Source organism: Nonomuraea sp. NPDC005650 (assembly GCF_040605375.1).
Classification (GTDB): domain Bacteria; phylum Actinomycetota; class Actinomycetes; order Streptosporangiales; family Streptosporangiaceae; genus Nonomuraea.
The window spans coordinates 180,422-197,160 of the sequence record NZ_JBEXCR010000025.1; the positions used below are offsets into that span (position 1 = coordinate 180,422).

Consider the following 16,739-nt stretch of genomic DNA (forward strand, 5'->3'; position numbering starts at 1 on the left):
GCAAACCCGCAGCTACCCACTATACAGAACTATGTTCGGTCTAGGCTGACAGCAGGAACACGATCCCCACCACGAGTGCCGTACCCGCGAACAGCGCCAGCGTGAACGTGCTGAACACCGCCGCCAGCCCGAAGCACAGTCCCACGGCCCCCGCCACACTGACCAGGTCCGCGATCATGCGGCTGCGCCGGAACAGGCCTTTCGAGAACAGCGCCACCCCTGCGTCGGCCACCACGGCCAGCGCGTACGCCGCCAGCAGGAACAGCGCCACCTCGGGCAGCGGCTCCCGGGCGGCGGCGGCCAGCAGCGACACGAACAGCCCCGAGCCGATCAGCCAGCGCCTGCGTACCTTCTCCCGGTGCCTGGCCCTGGACTCCTCCACCGACCTGCGCGGCCCCCGCTTGCCCAGTCGCCACTCCCTCGTGGCCGTGTCGTCGGCAAGGCTCACCGCCCGGGGCCGGACGTCGCGTACGTGGGAGACCGGCTCGACCCCCAGCCTGGCGCAGAGCTGTGCGGCCGTCGGCCGCGCGGCCGGGTCGGTGGACAGGCACTCGCGTAACAGCGGCGCCAGCCACTCGGGGACGTCCTCCAGATCGGGCGAATGGTGCACGACCCGGTACGCCACCGCGGACGCGGGCCCCTGCCCGTACGGCTGCCGCCCGGTCGCCGCGTACGCCAGCGTCGCCCCGAAGGAGAACACGTCGGCCTCCATGCCCGCGCTCTTGCCCTCCAGCACCTCGGGGGCCAGATAGCCGGGCGTGCCCACGACGGCGCCGGAGGCCGTGACCGACAGCGAGTCGAGCGCGCTGGCGATGCCGAAGTCGATGACGACGGGCTCGCCCTCGGTCATCATCACGTTGGCCGGTTTGAGATCGCGGTGCACCACGCCGGCCTCGTGCATGGCGAGCAGCGCGTCGGCCAGCCCGGCGGCCAGCCTGCGCAGGTCGGCGACGGGCACGGGCACGGCGCTGAGCGGGCGGCCCTGGACGTAGCGGGTCACGAGATAGGGCCGGGCGCCGTCGAGCGAGGCGTCGAGCACCTCCGCCACGTGCGGCCCGCCGACCCGGCGCATGGTCTCCACCTCGCGCCCCAGCCGGGCCAGCGCCCCGCCGTCGGCGGTGACGTGGGGGTGGAGCACCTTGACCGCGACCGTACGGCCCTCGGCGTCGAGGGCCAGATGCACCTCGCCGAACCCGCCCGCCCCGAGCTTGGAAAGAAGCTCATACGGGCCGAGGCGCTCGCTCATATCTCATCTCTCCCCCCGAGAGCCCATGCGGACACTCAGGACCAGGGAGTCAGGAACCCCAGCCCGAGGTCGCTGAGCAGGCTGTCGATCATTCCGGTGATCAGGCCGATCGTGCTCTGCTGGGCGTTGCTCGCCAGCTCGTTGATGACCGACTTCGGCGCGCGCCACGGGTACCACGAGGGGTCCTGCCCCAGCGCGAACATCACCGCGAACAGCGCCGCCGTGCCCACCAGCACGACCGCGACCAGCGCCGCACCGGGGCTGCGCAGCACGCCGGTGAGCGTACGGGTGACGGCCATGCGCGGCGCGCCGCCGCCCGGCAGCACGAACAGGCCCGCCGCGAAGGCGCCCGCCGCGAACGAGGCCGCCTCGTTGACGTCCATCCCGCCCACCCAGTAGAGCAGGCCCCAGACGCACAGGCCGAACAGCAGTGCCAGCGGCACGTGCACGGCCGTCACGAGAGCCGACTTGACCAGCGCCCAGGGCGTGCCGACCACCGCCAGCAGCGGGTCCGCCGAGCTGCTCCCGCGCATCTGGCGCCGCTTGACCAGGTCGCCGAACAGGTATTCGCCGAGCCGCAGCACCAGCGCGAGCGCGACGGCGATCGCGCCGAACATGACCGGCATCATGACGGTCAGCGCCACCAGCGTGACCAGCAGGAGCAGGCCCACGATCTGGCTGCCGAACAGGTATCTCTTCCGCTCGGACGGCGGGGTGTACTGGGGCGGCGGCGTATAGGGCCTGACCTGCGACGGCGATGTGGGCGGCGGCGCCGGGTAGCCCGCGACCCGCTGGTCGGTGCGCGGCACCGGCGGCCCGGCCGCGACGGGCGCGGGCACATAGGGCGGCGGCCGCTCCTCCCGGTATGGCCGCTCCTCCCTGCGCGGCGGCGGCCGTTCCTCCCGGTACGGTCGTTCCTCCCTGGGCGGGGGCGGCGCGGTCTTGCCGTACTCGACCGGCGGCAGCAGGTCGGAGTACGAGTCCATGACCCGCGTGCCGCCGCCCAAGCGCTTGGTGCCGGTCGGCCCGTCGAAGGAGGTCTCGTTGAAGGTGGTCACCGCCGGGTCGAGCGCCCTGGCCATCCGCAGCAGCTCGTGCGCGCCGGGCCGGGAGGCGGGATCGACCTGCAGCGCCCTGCCGAGCCAGCCGCGCAACCACGCGGGCGCCTTGTCGATCTGCGCCCGCCCTTCCATGATGTTGAAGCAGACCGCCTCGAACGTCCCCGTGCCGAACGGCGGCGCCCCCGTCGCGGCGAAGAACACCGTCGAGGCCAGCGCGTGCACGTCGGCCGCCTGGGTGATCTCGGAGTCGCGGATGATCTCGGGAGCCAGATAGCCCGGCGTGCCGACGAACATGCCCGTCTGGGTCAGCCTGGTCGCGTTCACCAGGTGGGCGATGCCGAAGTCGATGACCAGTGGCTCGCCGTTGACCAGCATGACGTTGGACGGCTTGAAGTCGCGGTGGATCACGTCGGCCGCGTGGATGGCCACCAGCGCCTGGCAGAGGCCCTGGGTGAGCCTGATGACCTCGCGCGCCTCCAGGGGACCGTCGGCCAGGACGGTGTCCTCCAGCGTGCGCCCTGGGGCGAAGCGGGTCACGACGTACGGCTGGCCGCCCACGAGCTCGGCGTCGATCACCTCGGCGACGTGCGGGCTGCGGACCCGCCGCATCGTCTCGACCTCGCGGGTCAGGCGGTCGCGCGCCTTGAGGTCGGCGGCCACGTGCGGGTGCAGCACCTTGATGGCGACCTCGCGGCCCTCGCCGTCGAGACCGAGGTGGACGACCCCCATGCCGCCTTCGCCGATCTTCCTGACCAGCCGGTAAGGGCCGAGGCGCTCTGGTGCTTGGGTGCTCATCGCCACCTTCCCCGCGTCATCCCCCGGGATTCCCCCTTAGCCCGTCTAGCAACCTGACCACTGGATTGACGTTCAGCGGAGTCCATACGGCCCCCCTAGGCTTGTCCCCGAACGTGCCGGCGGCGAGGATCAGCGAGAGCCCGGCGGCCACCGCCAGAGCCCCCGCCATCACCATCGCCGCTGCCCTCGAGGGTACGAGCGATGAGAGAGTTCTGCGCATTTGTTTGCCAGGACCCTCCACTCCGGGGCCCGCGCAGACGGTCCACAGCGCGACCGCGGCGCCCCAGGCCAGGGCGTTGGTCGGGTCCATCCTGGCCACCACGGTGAGCAGCAGCGTCACCGGCAGGCCCAGGATGAGCGCGTACAGCACGAGTGCGAGCGTGATGCCCACCGACTTGGCCAGCGCCTGCGGGAAGGCGAGCACCCTGACCACGTCGAGCGCGGCGGCCCCCGCGGCCCTGCGGGCCGTCAGCTGGGGCTGGGCCAGGTCGGCCGCGCGCAGCAGGATCGCGGCCGGGACCGCCACGACCGCGACCAGCACGGGCGCGATCACGGCCGCCACGATCATCAGGATGAGCAGCATCGCGCCGGCCACGCCGTACGCCTTGGAGCGCTGCAGCATCTTGCCCGGCGGGACCGACGGGATGTACGGCTCCCGCTTGGTGCTCGCGTCGGGCTGCGGGTACTGCGGCGGGATGTACGGGGGCGGCTGGACCGGGTTCGGCGCGGGCCGGGCGTAGTCGGGCACGTCGGGACCCGCGTTCGGCACCTGGGCGTTCGGAACCGGCGTGTGGATCCGCCCGTAGTCGGGCGAGTCCGGGCGAACCCGTCGGGTGGGCACGTCGCCCTCGCCCGGCGGGGCCACGTGGCCGTGGTTGTTGACCGGCTGCTGCGGCTGCCAAGGCGGCGGGGTCAGGCCGCTCTCGCGCTGGATGCGCCGCAGCTCCTCCGGCGTCACCCTGCGGGTCGGCCACGGGTCCGGCTGGTTGGGCAGGAGCGAGACGTACTGCTGGTCCTGCGGCGGCGGGGCCGGCTGCTCCTGGGACTCCAGCAGCCGCTTGGGCGTCACCGGCGGCGTGGACACGTCGTACGGCGGCCTGTCCTGCACATGCGGAGGCTCGGTCGGGCGCGGAGGCTCGGCCGGGCGCTCGGTGGGGCGCGGAGGCTCGGTCGGCCGGGGAACGGTCGAGATCTCGTCGGGCGAGGCGCTCGGCGTCTTCGGCAGCATCCGGGCGGTCTGCTCGGCCAGCTCGGCCGCCTTGGGCCGCTTGTTGGGGTTGCGCTGGAACGCGGCCTTCAGCAGCGGCTGCAACGTCGCCGGCGCGGCGCTCACGTCGGCCTTGCCCGCGGTGATGTTGTAGAAGATCATCTCCAGCGTGCCCTTGCCGAAGGGCGGCAGGCCGGTGGCGGCGAACAGCAGCGTGCCCGCCCACGCGTGGACGTCGACCTCCGGCCCCGCCTCCTGGCCCTCGATGATCTCGGGCGCGAGGTAGCCGGGCGTGCCGATGAACATGCCGGTCTGCGTCAGCCGCGTCGCGTCGACCGCCTGGGCGATGCCGAAGTCGATCAGGACGGGCTCGCCGTCGAGGATCAGCACGTTGCCCGGCTTGAGGTCGCGGTGGATCACGCCCACCGAGTGCACGGAGGACAGCGCGGCGGCCACCCCGTGCGCGACCTTGACCAGCGAGGGCAGATCGAGGGGCCCGTCGTCCTTGACGATCTCGTCGAGCGGACGGCCGGGCACGTATCGGGTGACGATGTAGGGCCGATGACCGGTGACATCGGCGTCGAGCACCTCGGCGATGTATTTGCTGCGCACCCGCCGCATCGTCTCGACCTCGCGCGAAAGCCGCCGCCTGGCGACCTCGTCGCCGGCGACCTCTCCGCGCAGGACCTTGACCGCCACCTGCCGACCCTGCGGGTCGACAGCGAGGTGGACAACGCCCATCCCGCCTTCACCGAGCCGCCTGAGCAGCCGGTAAGGGCCTAGTCGGTCATCGTTCATGGCATGAAGCACCATACCGGCTTAATCCCCGCCCACGAGATGAACCATGAGGCCACATTCCCACTCGTACAACGTCCAGAAAGGGCCCATCGGTTTCCCATCCAACGGTCTCGAATCGGCTTCAGTTTGCCCTCAGCCGGCCAGCGGCAGCACCTCGGCGCCTTTCAGCCCGGCCAGCGCGGCCCCGGACACGGCCAGTTTCGACCTGCGCACACCGCTGCCGATCACCACTCTGGGGTGCTCCGCGACGTGCGTGTCCACCAGGATCGGCCAGTCGGCGGGCAGGCCCAGCGGGGTGATGCCGCCGTATTCCATCCCGGTCAGCTCGACCGCGTCGGCCATCGGCGCGAAGCTCGCCTTCCGGGCCTCCAGGTGGCGGCGTACCACCCCGTTCACGTCCACCCGCATCGTCGCGAGCACCATGCAGGCGGCGTAGCGCGTCTCGCCGCCCCGCTTGGCCGCCACGACCACGCAGTTGGCCGACTCGTCGAGTGTCACGCCGTACCGCTCGCAGAACTCCGCCGTGTCGGCCAGCCCGGGGTCGATCTCGGTCACCTCGACGCCCTCCAGCTCCGGCACGGCCTGCGCGACCGGGTCGGCCAGCAGGTCGATCCGGTCGGTGGCGGGCACCCAGTGCAATGTCATCCCATCTCCTCGATCGCTCCTCCTTCGAGCCTACGGTGGCCGCGGGAGCAGCGTGCGGCGTCACGCGGACTGCAGCACTCGCTGGTGCAGTTGGGTGACGGCGGCGCGGGCGGACTCCATGGCCCCCGCCTGCCAAGCGATCAGGTGGGTGAGCCAGTCACCCGCGAAGTAAACCCTTCCGGCGGGGCGTTGCAGAAAAGTGAAGGACGAATCAAAGTCGGGCCAGCGCACCCAGCCTCCCTGGATGTGCTGCTGGCGTTCCCAGGCGATGGAGACGCTGGACAGGACGTTCTGGCGGTACTTGTCGCCGTGGATCTTCTTGCCCTGGGTGAGCGCTCTGCGCCTTCTGTCCTCGGGGGTGAGGGCTCCGTACAGCTCGGCGTTCCGCTCGGTGTTGTAGTAGCCGACGAGCAGGCCGCGTTCGGAGTGGTAGCCGTGGGAGGGGTACCAGATGTGGGTGATGTCCAGGTCGGTCTCGGTCACGCCGCCGTAGATGCGGTCCTCCAGCTCCCACCAGCGCCGGCCGTACTCCAGGCCGATCTTGCCGGCGGCGACCGGGATCGGGGTGCTGAGCGCGGTGGTGACCTGGGCGCCGAGGTTGTGCGGGATCTTGGCGAGGATGTGGGGCGGCAGGGCGGCGATGCAGTAGTCGGCCCTGATGCTGCCGCCCTCCCATACGACCTCGACGCCGTCCGCCAAGCTGGTGATCTTGGTGACCTTGGCGCCGGTCCTGATCCGGTCCCGGCCGACCGCCTCCGTCAGCTTGGCGACGATGGCGTCCATGCCGCCGACGGGCTGGAACATGGGGGTGGCCTGGTCGTAGCCGAAGTCGTTGGTGATGGCCCGGCCGGTGCCGGCGGCGAGGACCTGGTGGAGGGTGCCCGGGGCGCTCAGAGGGGTCCCGGTGTCGATTGCCGGATATTTCGTGAAACCGCGGCGCATGGACCCTTCGTACTCATGCTTCGGGCCCAGGTCGCCGAATCTCCGGAGAAAGTCGAGCAGCGTTTCCTGGTCGGCTTTACTGACGGCTTTGTCCAGCGCACCGACATTTGTCGCTTTTGCCAGTAATTCTGCGACATATCCATACATGTCGGCGCGGGCAGTGCGCGCCCGCACCGTCCGGTCGTTCGTGTGCACATAGGCGGCGGCGTTGTTGTTGACGAAGGTCTCGATGGGGATGCCCAGCTCGCGGCAGTAGTCGAGGGTGACCATCCAGGGGGCGATCCGGCCGGGGCCCGCGTTGAAGTAGAGGCCCTCGCCGAACTTCACGTCCTGGGCGGGGCCGTTCAGCTCGGCCAGCCGGTCGCCGCGGCGCAACGTGAGGTTCCGTCCGCCCGCCTTGTCCCTGGCCTCCAGGAGCGTGCAGTCGTACCCGGCCTTGCCCAGCTCGTACGCGGCCGTCAGCCCCGCCACCCCGGCCCCGAGGATCACGACCTTCGCCGCCCCCTTGCCGCTCAGGCCGAAGTCGCCGGGCCTGGGGGCGACGAACCGCTTGTCCTGCTCGGCCGGCGCCAGGCCGAGGGCGCCCATGGCGGCGTACATGGCGCCCGCGCCGCCCGCCGCCCCGATCCCGACGAGCAACCCCCGCCGGGTCAGCGCCGCACCCTCCACGCCGCCGTCCCTCCCTGCTCCGTAAAACCGCTCCGCACCGTACGCCCGGCTCGCTGTCAGCCGTACGGGCCGCTGCCGCAGGCGATCTGGCCGCCGATGGAGGCGAAGATGCCGAACAGGGCCATGACCTGCGTGAAGTCGTCCGTCGTGAACTCGATGTGCCGCGACCCCACCGACTTCACACCGGGGACCAGCGCCACGGCCGCCGCGATGGCGGTGGAGTTCCACTCCACCCCGAGCGTGTACGGCGCATCCAACACGTAAGGCGTGAAGTCGCTCAACCGGTTGAGCGCCCGCGCCATCCCCTCACGGATCCTGGCCTGGGCGACGCTCGGCGGCAGCAACTCGGCGGAGAACTTGTCGATCCCCTTCTTCACCGCGACCGTCTCGACGTCGCCGAGCACGTCGCGCGCCTCCTCGCCGACCGCCTCGTCCCCGGCCACCAGCACGACCGGCACCCCGTGGAACCCGGCGCACGCCGCCACGAGCCTGGTCTCGCCGCACAGCTCGCCGTTGAGGTAGACGTTCTGGATCTCCTTGCCCATCCACGTGTGGTTGAGCACGCCGTGCTGCACGCCCGCGCGGGCGTGGTACCCGACGAAGCCCGCCGCCTGGAACGAGCCGTCGAGCCCCTGGGCCATCCGCTGCGCCTTGCCCGGACCGCGGATGAGGCTGGCACGCGGGTCGAGCAGGTCGATCCGGAGGTTCTTCGTGGAGCCGTGGGCGTCGTTGACCAGCACACTGGCCGCCCCGGCGTCGAAGGCCCCCTCGATGGCGGCGTTCGCGTCGGCGGTCATCAGCTCGCAGCCGCGCTCGTACCCGCGCTTGCCGGCGTGCATCTCCTCGGGGTCGGTCAGCCCCGTCACGCCCTCCATGTCGACGGACAGATAAACCTTCACGCGTTCCCACTCCTCATCAGGCGCCCCATGTCTCCACCCGGCGGACCTCGTCCTCCGTCATGAGCCCCACGTGCTTCTCGACGAACGCCGTGGCCTCCTCGCGCCACTGGGCCGGGATCTCGGCCAGGGCCCGCGGGTAGCAGCGGTCCAGCCAGGCCGTCGACTCCTCCGAGACGTCGAAGTAGTCGAGCGCCTTGGCGAACAGCGTCTTCTCGATGCCGGGTACGCGGGCGAAGCCGTACTCGATCATCTCCTGCCCCCCGTACGGCGGCTTCTTGAGGTACTTCTGCGCGACGGGGCGGTCGGCGGTGATGGGGGTGTCGAGGGGGCGGCGCTCGACGGCGGCCTGGATGAGCTCCTTGTAGAGGCACTTCCCGCACGTACGGCACGGGCCGTCGGTGCCGCGCAGGCACCAGCGCACGCAGTCCTTGAGGTCGGACCCGAGGGCCAGGCGCATCGTGGTCGCCTCGCTCACCCCGCCGACGGGGAGCACGATGTGCACGCCGGCGGCGGCGAACAGCCGGCCCCACCTGCCGTGCGGCGACCACATGGGGTTGTCGGGCGTGTAGCGCCACAGGTAGCGGCCCCCGCCGAGCCAGCGCGAGCCGAGCTCGTAGCCGAAGCCCAGGCCGCCGAGGTCCAGCTGGTCGGCCAGCAGCAGCGCGCCGGACGCGACCGCGTGGTGCTCCGGATAGCCGGGACGGGGCTCGGCCAGGGTGAACTCGAGGTCGGAGGTGACCGTGCTCAGCTCGCGCCCGGTCTTGGCGGCCAGCTTGGCCAGCACGTCCGACCGGTAGTGGGACCAGCGGTTGGGCACGCGCGGGTGCGGCACCCGCCGGAAATGCACGAACGGCGCCTGCGGAAAGACGGTGGCCGCCGCCACGGAGTCCGCGCCGCCGCTGTACGAGATCGCCAGCCGGGCCCCGGGGCGGCGGGGCTCGGCCCCCACCGGCCCGGCCTCGACGCCCCATCCGGAGTGCAGGGCGTCGGCGAGGTCCGCCGAGATGGCGCGGTCGAAGGAGACGCGCTTCCTGGTCCACGGCGCCACGACCGTCCAGGCGGCGACGGCGAAGAGGTCGGGGTGGGCGTCGCCGGGGACGCCGCCGATGGAGCACGAGTTGGTGGCCAGCTTGATGGGATGCTCGTCGGAGGCCTTGCCCGTGATCTCGTCCTCCGTGTCGAGGCGGAAGGTCAGGCTCGTGCCGGTCCAGGTCACGCGCACGGCTGCTCCCCCGGCTGCCCGGAAGCGCGCCCGGCGCGGAGGTCGTCGATGGCCTGCCAGACCAGGACCTCGTTCTGGAGCACGCCGTCCAGCGCCTTCGCCGTCTCCTGGGCGAGCCGGTGGGCGTCGTCGAGCCGCGCCTTGTCGGCCTTCCCGATCCCGGGGCCGCCCGCGGGCGGTCGGGCGTTCCTGAGCCGCTCCACCTCGCTCTGGAGGGTGGCCATCTCCCGGCGGAGCGTCTGCACCTCCCAGAGCGCGTCCCTGATGTCCTGACGGTGGTCGGAAATGGAGATGTAGCGGGAGTCGAACCACGTACGCACGGCCTTCCGGAGCCGCGCAGGGACCAGGACGCGCATCATGAAACGCCACCATACTGGCAAACCCCAGCGCGATAGGACGAGCCGTTCGAATGGGTTTACTTTCCCTTTTCAGCGGCCGGTGAACTTGGGCTTGGCCTTCTCCGCGAACGCCCGCATACCGGTCTTGGCGTCGTCCGTGGCGAACAGTCCGGAGAACTGCAGCCGCTCGATCTCAAGCCCCGTTTCGAGGTCGACCTCCAAGCCCTGATCAACCGCTTGCTTGGCGGCCCGGAGCGCGACCGAGGGACCGCCGACGAACGTGGCGGCCCACTCCAGAGCGGCCGTGTAGACCTGCTCGTCGGGCACCACCCGGTCCACCAGGCCCATCTCCAGGGCCTCGGCGGCGGGCACGTGGCGGCCGGTGAAGATCAGGTCCTTCGCCCGCGCCGGGCCGATCAGGCGGGGCAGGCGCTGGGTGCCGCCCGCGCCGGGGATGATGCCGAGCAGGATCTCCGGCTGGCCCAGCTTGGCCGACTCCCCCGCGACCCTGAAGTCGGCGCAGAGGGTGAGCTCGCAGCCGCCGCCCAGCGCGTAGCCGGCGATGGCGGCGATGACCGGCTTGCCGATCCGCGCGACCGCGGTGAAACAGGCCTGGAGCGTACGGGAGTGGGCGGCCATGTCGGCGTACGACATGTCGGCCATTTCCTTGATGTCGGCGCCCGCGGCGAAGACCTTCTCGCCGCCGTAGAGGATCACGGCCTGCACCTGCGGGTCGGCGTCCACCTCGCGGGACGCCTCGGCGATCTCCCTCTGAACCTGCCCGTTGAGGGCGTTCATCTTCGGACGGTCAAGACGGATCGTGGCGATCTGGTCGGCCACCTCGACGCTCACAAACTCACCCATGAGGCGAACCTAACAGAGTGATCGCGCCCGTCCAGGGCAGCCACGGTCAGCGGGCGGCGGAGATCACCTCGTCCACCGCCTTGCTGCTCCGGGACGCCCGGACGAGCGCCGCCGACAGCCGGGCCAGCTCGTCGCCGGAACGGGTCAGCTCGGCCAGCCGGCGCTCCTGGCGCGGCAGCCCGAGCTTGCCCGCGCCGTCCAGCACCCGCTGGTCCAGGTGCGGCGCGACCTGGGGCCACACGGCCTGGACCTCGCGCAGGAAGATGTCGGCCCCGGTCGGGCCGATGCCCGGGAACTCCGTCAGCAGCCCCGCGATCCTGCGGTCGTCGCCCCCGGCCTCGTCGCGCAGGCGGCGCAGATCGCCCTTCCAGCGGTCGAGGAGCAGCTCGGCGCCCTTGCCCAGCATCGTCGAGGTGCGCTCGTCGTAACGGACGTAGTGGCCGCGGTCCAGCGCGTCGACCCGGTCCTGCCGGCTCGCCTCCCGCATGGCCCTGGGCGTGCCGTACCCGGCCTCGAACAGCTCTCTGGCCGCCGCCACGGCGACCTCGGCCGAGATGCGCGCGCTGAGCAGCGTGGCCAGGACGAGCAGCTGGTACAGGGGCTTGGGCTGGTCGGCCAGCCTGATCCCGGCCTCGCGGGCGAACGTCCGGCCGTATCGGTCGAGCAGCACGTCCAGAACGGCCCTGCCGGTCTTACCCATGCCCGCCCGCTACCCGCGGCGTGTCGTGACATGCCGGGTTTGGGGTGGAGGTCGATGGGGAGGCGGAGGGTTGGCGACTGCGAAGGAGTTAGCCGTGCTGACCTTGACAGACAACGCCGTCGAGGCGATCCGTGATCTGATGATCGGAGAGGACGTGCCCGCCGACGCGGGCCTGCGCATCTCCCCGAAACCCGACGAGGCCGGGACGCTCGAACTCTCGCTGGCGAGCACGCCGGAGGCGGGTGACCAGGTCGTCGAGAAGGAGGACGTACGCGTCTTCGTCGCTGAGGACGTGGTCCAGGTCCTGGACGACAAGGCGCTCGACGCGCAGCCGGGCGCGCCGGGGCAGCCGACGTTCCGGCTGGGCCGCCGTTCCTGACAGGTCCTAACCGAAGTCGGGCCCGGTCTCGGGCGGGCGCACGTCGCCCAGCCCGAACAGGCCCACCAGCGTCCCATCCACCCGGGTGACGACGACGTGGTCCGCCTTGGCGCGATCCATGCGCCGGACCAGCGGTTCGAGCTCCTCGCTCGGCCGCACCGTGGGCACGCCGACCCGCATGACCCGCTCGGCGACGCCGTCCAGGTCGGCGCCCTTGAGCTCACGCGAGCCGATCACGCCCTGGACCACGCCGTCGTCGTCCACGACCACCGCCAGCCCGGCCGGGTCGGCGATGATGCGCTCGGTGATCTCGTCCATGGGGTCGTCGAGGGCTGCCCGTACGGGGTCGCGGCGCAGGTTCCGCGACACCAGCGCGGCCGTGCCCTCGTAGGGCAGGTCCGCGGAGAGCCAGTCCATCTTGCCAAGCCTGTAGTCGTACACGTCCTCGAACCCGAGGTGTCCGAGCCGGGCGGCGGCCCGCGGGCTCAGGTCGCAGACCCAGTCGTGGCAGTAGACGACGACCGGACGCCCCGGATCCAGCTCGCCGGCGGACGTACGCATGGCGGCGAGCGGCACGTTCACGGCCTCGGGCAGGTGCGCCCACGCGTACTCCTTCTCCGGCAGCACCTCCACGAGCTGGGCCCGCCGGCCGGCGACCAGGTCCCGCACGGCTTCGCGATCGATGATGTTCGTCATGGCGTCCCCGTACCCTCAGACGGCGATTCGTGTCACGATGGCGAGGCGTCCTATTCAGGGAGTGCCCGATGTGTGACGATCCGTTGCTGCCCGGCTCCGTGGCCCGCGCGGTGGCCGGCTACCGCGAGCTGCGTGACGCGCACGGCCCCTGCTGGGGCGAGCCACCCATCACCTACGTCGTCCAGGCCTGGGCCACCGTCTTCCTCGACCGCCGTCACAGCTACTGGAACGCGGCGCTGCGGCAGCTCGCCGGGCGCTATCCCCCGGAGGAGGCCGAGGACCATCTCGACGAGGTGGACCCCGAGCGGGCCGTGCGCGACGCGCTGGCGGGCGACGTGCCGGACAACCTGGCCGCGCTGCGCCTCACCCCCGAGGGGTTCGCGCTGGAGGCCGTCACGCGGGTCGTGCTGGACGAGCGGCCCTCGCGTACGTCGCTGCTGCTGGACTCCAGCGTGGACGCGCCGGTCACGGTCGTCGTGGACGGCGTCCCGTACGAGGTGCCTGCCCGCGGCGCCCGGGTGGCCGGCCTGGAGCGGGACGTCAGCGTGGACGGGCGGCCCGTGGACCTGTCGCCGCTGCGCAGGCGGGCGGAGGCGGCCACGATCAGGGTGCGGGCGGGATTTCCGTGCCGGTGGAGCGTGACGGGCGCGAACGGGCAGGGCTGGTACCCCAAGGGCGCCCCGCCCAAGCTGGATGCCCACCGCAGACCTTACTTCCACGGCGACGACCTCGTGATCGCCGTGCCCGCCGAGCCGGTCACGGTGGCGGTGGCCAGGGGCATGGAGTACACCTCGTCCGAGATCGTGATCACCCCGGAGGCGGGCGCGGAGACGCTGGTCGAGCTGGCCCCCGAGCGCCTGTACGACGCGGCGGCCCGCGGCTGGTACGGCGGCGACCTGCACGTGCACCTCAACTGGATGGGCGAGGAGCCCGCCGGGCCCGAGCTGGCCGCGGCCGCGCAGCACGGCGAGGACCTGCACGTGCTCAACCTCGTCGCGGGCAACGTCGCGAGCGGGCGCGTCTACGACGTCGAGGCCCTGGAGCACTGGGTGGGCGAGGACCTGCCCTGGTCCGACGACAGGCACCTGGCCAGGCTCGGCGTCGAATACCGCAACGACGTCGTCGGCCACCTGACCGCGTTCGGCCTGCGGGAGCCGCCGCGGCGCTACCACACGGGGTTCGAGGGCACGGTCGACTGGCCGCCCAACGCGGCCGCGCTGGAGGAGCTGCGCGGGCTCGGCGGGGTGACGAGCTACGGGCACCCGTTCCACACGGCGTTCTCCGACGACGACCCGCCCGACGTGGTGCTCGACAGCGGGCGCGACTGCTCGGCCAGGGAGATCGTCGCCGACGCCGCGCTCGGCCTGATCGACACGCTCGACGTGCTCAACCACTCCTCGATCGCCGGCACCGCCGCCGTCTACCGCCGCCTGATCGGCGCGGGCAACCGGCTCACGGTCACCGCGGGCACCGACGCCGTGCTGTCCTTCTGCCGCCGCGGCACCGCATCCAGCCCGCCCGGGTGGGAGCGGGTGTACGCGAACGTCGCGGGCCCGCTCACCGCCGAGTCCTACGCCGAGGCGATCCTGCTCGGCCGCACGTTCGCCACCACCGGGCCGTGGCTGGAGCTGACCGTGAACGGCCACGGGCCGGGCGACACGCTGGAGCTGGCGCCCGGGCAGCGGGTGGAGATCGTGGTCTCCTCGATCGGGCCGGAGGTCGAATCGCTGGAGATCCGCACCGCCGAGGGCGTCCTGGCGCAGGGGCCGCCGGGGCGGCTGGTCGCGTCGATGACGGCGGGCGAGCCGACGTACGTGGTCGCGGTGGCCTCGGGCGGGCCGCACCCGCGCAGCGCGCACCGGTCGGGGGCGTACGCGCACACCAGCCCGGTCTACGTGGACGTCGCGGGCGGGCACGTGGCCAGGGAGGCGGACGTGCGCTGGTGCCTGGCGTGGCTGGACCGGCTGGAGGTCCTGCTGCGGGAGTACGGCACGTTCGAGACGCCCGCCCAGTTGGAGGACCACCTGGACCTGTACGAGCGCGCCAGGGCCGTCTACCGCAAGCGGCTCCCCTAGGCGTTCGTCAGCCGCGGCGGCTGTCGGGACGTGCCCGGCGCGTTCGACGACGCGTAGTAGGGACACGCCCCGGGCGCAGGCCGCCGGCATCTCGACCGCGGGGCGACACGCGCGTGTCGGAGGAGTGGCTTCGTGAAGTCGTGGCGGGTCTATGATGTTGGAAACTGAAGCGGCTCCGGTCTCCGGTCGCCGCCGGGCAAAGCGTTCGGAGGTCGGCGCATGCTGGAGTCGCAGTGGGCCCGCGACATGTTCGGGCAGCGTGTGCCGTTGATCAGACAGGCGATCGCCGAGGCGCTGTCGGTCGCGCTCGACAACGCCCGCGAGGCGCAGACGGCGGCGCAGACCGTGCACACGCACCCGTTCGGGTTCACGCTCATGTCGCGTAAGTTCGAGGCGCTGGCCGAGGCGTTCGAGGACATGGGCGACGTGCGCATCATCAAGCCCGCCGGCTCCCCCCACGAGCTGGTGTTGCTCGACGGCAAGCTGCTGTTCCCGTTCCGCTACGCCAAGGATCGCTCGATCAGCGTGATGAGCGCGCGCGTCGGCGAGGGCCGGCCGTCGGCGCTGGTGCAGGCGCTGTTCAACCGGTTCGGGCCCGAGCCCCGGATGCGGCAGCTCGCGCTGCACGACCTCGCGCCGCAGGCGGCGCCGGTGGCCGAGGCGCTGTCCGGCCTGCCCGAGGACACGGGCCTGGTGCTGATCGCCTACGCCTGCAACGCGCACGCGGGGCTGCTCGACGCCTGGTGGGGCGAGGCCGAGCTGCTCGACCGCACCGGCAGCCTGCGCTGGCACGTGTGCGAGCCGATCCCCCTGGCCCACGACGCGACGACGGCCGGGCAGCCCGGGGCGCAGACCGCCGCGTTCGACCAGGGCGCCCTGCCCACCCCGTCGCTCAACCCCCGCACCAAGGCCGAGCGGCTGTCGGCGCCCGTCAGCGAAGCCGTGCCGATCAGGGCAGAAGCCGCCGGCGGTGAGTGAGTTCAAGACCGGCGCGCCCACCCCGCAGGCCGTCGCCGACGCGTTCGACGCCACCCGCCTCACCCAGGCCCGCCACCTGGCCGCGCTCACCAAGAAGGAGGTGGCCGAGCTTCTCGGCGTCTCCCCCGCCGCGGTCGGGCAGTACGAATCGGGGGTCACCCGCCCGCGCCCCGACCTGGTCCCGCTGCTGGCCGACGTGCTGGCCGTGCCGATGGCGTTCTTCCTGCCCGGTCGGCCGCACGGCAAGCTCGACGGCTCCATGGCCCACTTCCGCAGCCTGCGCTCCACCCGCGCCTACCAGCGGGCCAAGGCCGTGGCCTTCGTCGAGCAGGTGTGGGAGCTGACGTACGCGCTGGAGAAGCGGGTCCAGCTGCCGGCCGTCGACCTGCCCGGGTTCGCGGGCGGGGAGATGCACTCGGCGCTGCCGCGCGACCCGGCGGGCGCGGCCCGCGCGCTGCGGGCGCACTGGGGGCTGGGCACCGGCCCGGTCAGCCACCTCGTCCGCCACATGGAGTCCCACGGCATCGTCGTCGCCTTCCCCCGCCACGACCCCGACGCGGTCACCGTGGACGCGTTCTCCACCTCCAGCCTGCCGCGGCCGATCGTCGTGCTGACCCCCAACCGGTTCGACGACATCTACCGCCACCGCTTCACCGCCGCCCACGAGCTGGGCCACCTCGTCCTGCACGGCGACACCGCGGCCGGTGACAGCCATCAGGAGCGCGAGGCCGACGCGTTCGCCGCCGAGTTCCTCACGCCGCGCGACAGCATCCTGCCGCAGCTGCCGCAGCGGGCCGACCTGCGCAAGCTCGCCGAGCTGCGGCGCACGTGGGGCGTGTCGGTCGACTCGCTGCTCTACCGGTGCCGCGAGACCGGGCTGATCTCCGACTCCGCCGCCGGCCGCGCCTACCAGCGCCTGGCCGCCCTGCGCGACCAGCCCGGCTTCACCAACGAGCCCGTCTCCGGCTACCCCGGCGAGCAGCCGGTCCTGCTCGCCCACGCCTTCGACCTGGCCACCCGCGAGAGCGACCTGACCGCCGCCACCCTCGCCAGGGAGCTGGCCTGGCCCATCACCCGCGTACGCGAGCTGATCGGCCTGCCCGACCAGCGGCCCTCGCTGAAGCTCGTCCTCTAGCCCCAACGCCGTTCAGTTAAGGGAGAGGGCTGTTCGTCAAGAACAGTGAACAAAGCAGCGGAGCCGCTGTAGAAGAGGTCTGTCACTCCA

General features: G+C 72.1%; 15 protein-coding genes. 4 read left to right on the plus strand and 11 right to left on the minus strand.

The window, feature by feature from the left end; all coding sequences use genetic code 11:
• Positions 1–40: 40 nt before the first annotated feature.
• From ABZS69_RS38125 to ABZS69_RS38170, 10 genes are all read right to left on the minus strand, one after another.
• Complete coding sequence (locus tag ABZS69_RS38125) at positions 41–1,246, minus strand: serine/threonine-protein kinase (protein ID WP_355380701.1); 1,206 nt, start codon at positions 1,244–1,246, stop codon at positions 41–43.
• Between the two features lie 35 nt (positions 1,247–1,281).
• Complete coding sequence (locus ABZS69_RS38130) at positions 1,282–3,102, minus strand: serine/threonine-protein kinase (RefSeq protein WP_355380703.1); 1,821 nt, start codon at positions 3,100–3,102, stop codon at positions 1,282–1,284.
• 16 nt (positions 3,103–3,118) lie between these two features.
• Positions 3,119–5,107 carry a serine/threonine-protein kinase gene (locus ABZS69_RS38135; RefSeq protein WP_355380705.1) on the minus strand — a complete coding sequence of 663 codons (1,989 nt, stop codon included), beginning with the start codon at positions 5,105–5,107 and terminating at the stop codon, positions 3,119–3,121.
• 132 nt (positions 5,108–5,239) lie between these two features.
• A complete protein-coding gene (locus ABZS69_RS38140; protein WP_355380707.1) occupies positions 5,240–5,752 on the minus strand; it encodes a YbaK/EbsC family protein in 513 nt (170 codons plus the stop codon).
• Positions 5,753–5,812: 60 nt separating this feature from the next.
• Complete coding sequence (locus ABZS69_RS38145; protein ID WP_355380709.1) at positions 5,813–7,363, minus strand: FAD-dependent oxidoreductase; 1,551 nt, start codon at positions 7,361–7,363, stop codon at positions 5,813–5,815.
• 56 nt (positions 7,364–7,419) lie between these two features.
• Positions 7,420–8,262 carry a M55 family metallopeptidase gene (locus ABZS69_RS38150; RefSeq protein WP_355380711.1) on the minus strand — a complete coding sequence of 281 codons (843 nt, stop codon included), beginning with the start codon at positions 8,260–8,262 and terminating at the stop codon, positions 7,420–7,422.
• Between the two features lie 16 nt (positions 8,263–8,278).
• Positions 8,279–9,484 (minus strand): DUF6395 domain-containing protein, encoded by a 1,206-nt coding sequence (locus tag ABZS69_RS38155; RefSeq protein WP_355380713.1) that lies wholly within the window; start codon positions 9,482–9,484, stop codon positions 8,279–8,281.
• Positions 9,475–9,843: a hypothetical protein gene (locus tag ABZS69_RS38160; RefSeq protein WP_355380715.1), complete on the minus strand. Its 369-nt coding sequence runs from the start codon at positions 9,841–9,843 to the stop codon at positions 9,475–9,477. Before ABZS69_RS38160 ends, ABZS69_RS38155 begins: the two co-directional genes overlap by 10 nt.
• 69 nt (positions 9,844–9,912) lie before the next feature.
• Positions 9,913–10,686 carry an enoyl-CoA hydratase-related protein gene (locus ABZS69_RS38165; RefSeq protein ID WP_355380717.1) on the minus strand — a complete coding sequence of 258 codons (774 nt, stop codon included), beginning with the start codon at positions 10,684–10,686 and terminating at the stop codon, positions 9,913–9,915.
• Positions 10,687–10,732: 46 nt separating this feature from the next.
• A complete protein-coding gene (locus ABZS69_RS38170) occupies positions 10,733–11,386 on the minus strand; it encodes an endonuclease (RefSeq protein ID WP_355380719.1) in 654 nt (217 codons plus the stop codon).
• A gap of 94 nt (positions 11,387–11,480) precedes the next feature.
• On the opposite strand from ABZS69_RS38170, the gene ABZS69_RS38175 reads away from it, so the two are divergent.
• Positions 11,481–11,765: a Fe-S cluster assembly protein HesB gene (locus ABZS69_RS38175; RefSeq protein ID WP_355380721.1), complete on the plus strand. Its 285-nt coding sequence runs from the start codon at positions 11,481–11,483 to the stop codon at positions 11,763–11,765.
• Positions 11,766–11,771: 6 nt separating this feature from the next.
• Here ABZS69_RS38175 and ABZS69_RS38180 read toward each other — a convergent pair whose 3' ends face one another.
• A complete protein-coding gene (locus ABZS69_RS38180) occupies positions 11,772–12,461 on the minus strand; it encodes a rhodanese-like domain-containing protein (RefSeq protein WP_355380723.1) in 690 nt (229 codons plus the stop codon).
• 68 nt (positions 12,462–12,529) lie between these two features.
• Between ABZS69_RS38180 and ABZS69_RS38185 the strand changes: the two genes are divergently transcribed.
• The 3 genes from ABZS69_RS38185 (at position 12,530) to ABZS69_RS38195 (ending at position 16,649) form a co-directional block, all read left to right on the plus strand.
• Positions 12,530–14,536 (plus strand): CehA/McbA family metallohydrolase, encoded by a 2,007-nt coding sequence (locus ABZS69_RS38185; protein ID WP_355380724.1) that lies wholly within the window; start codon positions 12,530–12,532, stop codon positions 14,534–14,536.
• A 219-nt stretch (positions 14,537–14,755) separates the two neighbouring features.
• Positions 14,756–15,514 (plus strand): hypothetical protein, encoded by a 759-nt coding sequence (locus ABZS69_RS38190; protein ID WP_355380727.1) that lies wholly within the window; start codon positions 14,756–14,758, stop codon positions 15,512–15,514.
• Positions 15,507–16,649, plus strand: a complete 1,143-nt coding sequence (locus ABZS69_RS38195; protein ID WP_355380729.1) for an XRE family transcriptional regulator — start codon at positions 15,507–15,509, stop codon at positions 16,647–16,649. Before ABZS69_RS38190 ends, ABZS69_RS38195 begins: the two co-directional genes overlap by 8 nt.
• Positions 16,650–16,739: the final 90 nt, after the last annotated feature.

What these genes read in the sequence shown, in the direction of transcription:
- ABZS69_RS38125 (WP_355380701.1), bottom strand. Translation starts at nt 1,246, where the DNA reads ATGAGCGAGCGCCTCGGCCCGTATGAGCTTCTTTCCAAGCTCGGGGCG.
- ABZS69_RS38130 (WP_355380703.1), bottom strand. Translation starts at nt 3,102, where the DNA reads ATGAGCACCCAAGCACCAGAGCGCCTCGGCCCTTACCGGCTGGTCAGG.
- ABZS69_RS38135 (WP_355380705.1), bottom strand. Translation starts at nt 5,107, where the DNA reads ATGAACGATGACCGACTAGGCCCTTACCGGCTGCTCAGGCGGCTCGGT.
- ABZS69_RS38140 (WP_355380707.1), bottom strand. Translation starts at nt 5,752, where the DNA reads ATGACATTGCACTGGGTGCCCGCCACCGACCGGATCGACCTGCTGGCC.
- ABZS69_RS38160 (WP_355380715.1), bottom strand. Translation starts at nt 9,843, where the DNA reads ATGATGCGCGTCCTGGTCCCTGCGCGGCTCCGGAAGGCCGTGCGTACG.
- ABZS69_RS38165 (WP_355380717.1), bottom strand. Translation starts at nt 10,686, where the DNA reads ATGGGTGAGTTTGTGAGCGTCGAGGTGGCCGACCAGATCGCCACGATC.
- ABZS69_RS38170 (WP_355380719.1), bottom strand. Translation starts at nt 11,386, where the DNA reads ATGGGTAAGACCGGCAGGGCCGTTCTGGACGTGCTGCTCGACCGATAC.
- ABZS69_RS38180 (WP_355380723.1), bottom strand. Translation starts at nt 12,461, where the DNA reads ATGACGAACATCATCGATCGCGAAGCCGTGCGGGACCTGGTCGCCGGC.
- ABZS69_RS38185 (WP_355380724.1), top strand. Translation starts at nt 12,530, where the DNA reads ATGTGTGACGATCCGTTGCTGCCCGGCTCCGTGGCCCGCGCGGTGGCC.
- ABZS69_RS38190 (WP_355380727.1), top strand. Translation starts at nt 14,756, where the DNA reads ATGCTGGAGTCGCAGTGGGCCCGCGACATGTTCGGGCAGCGTGTGCCG.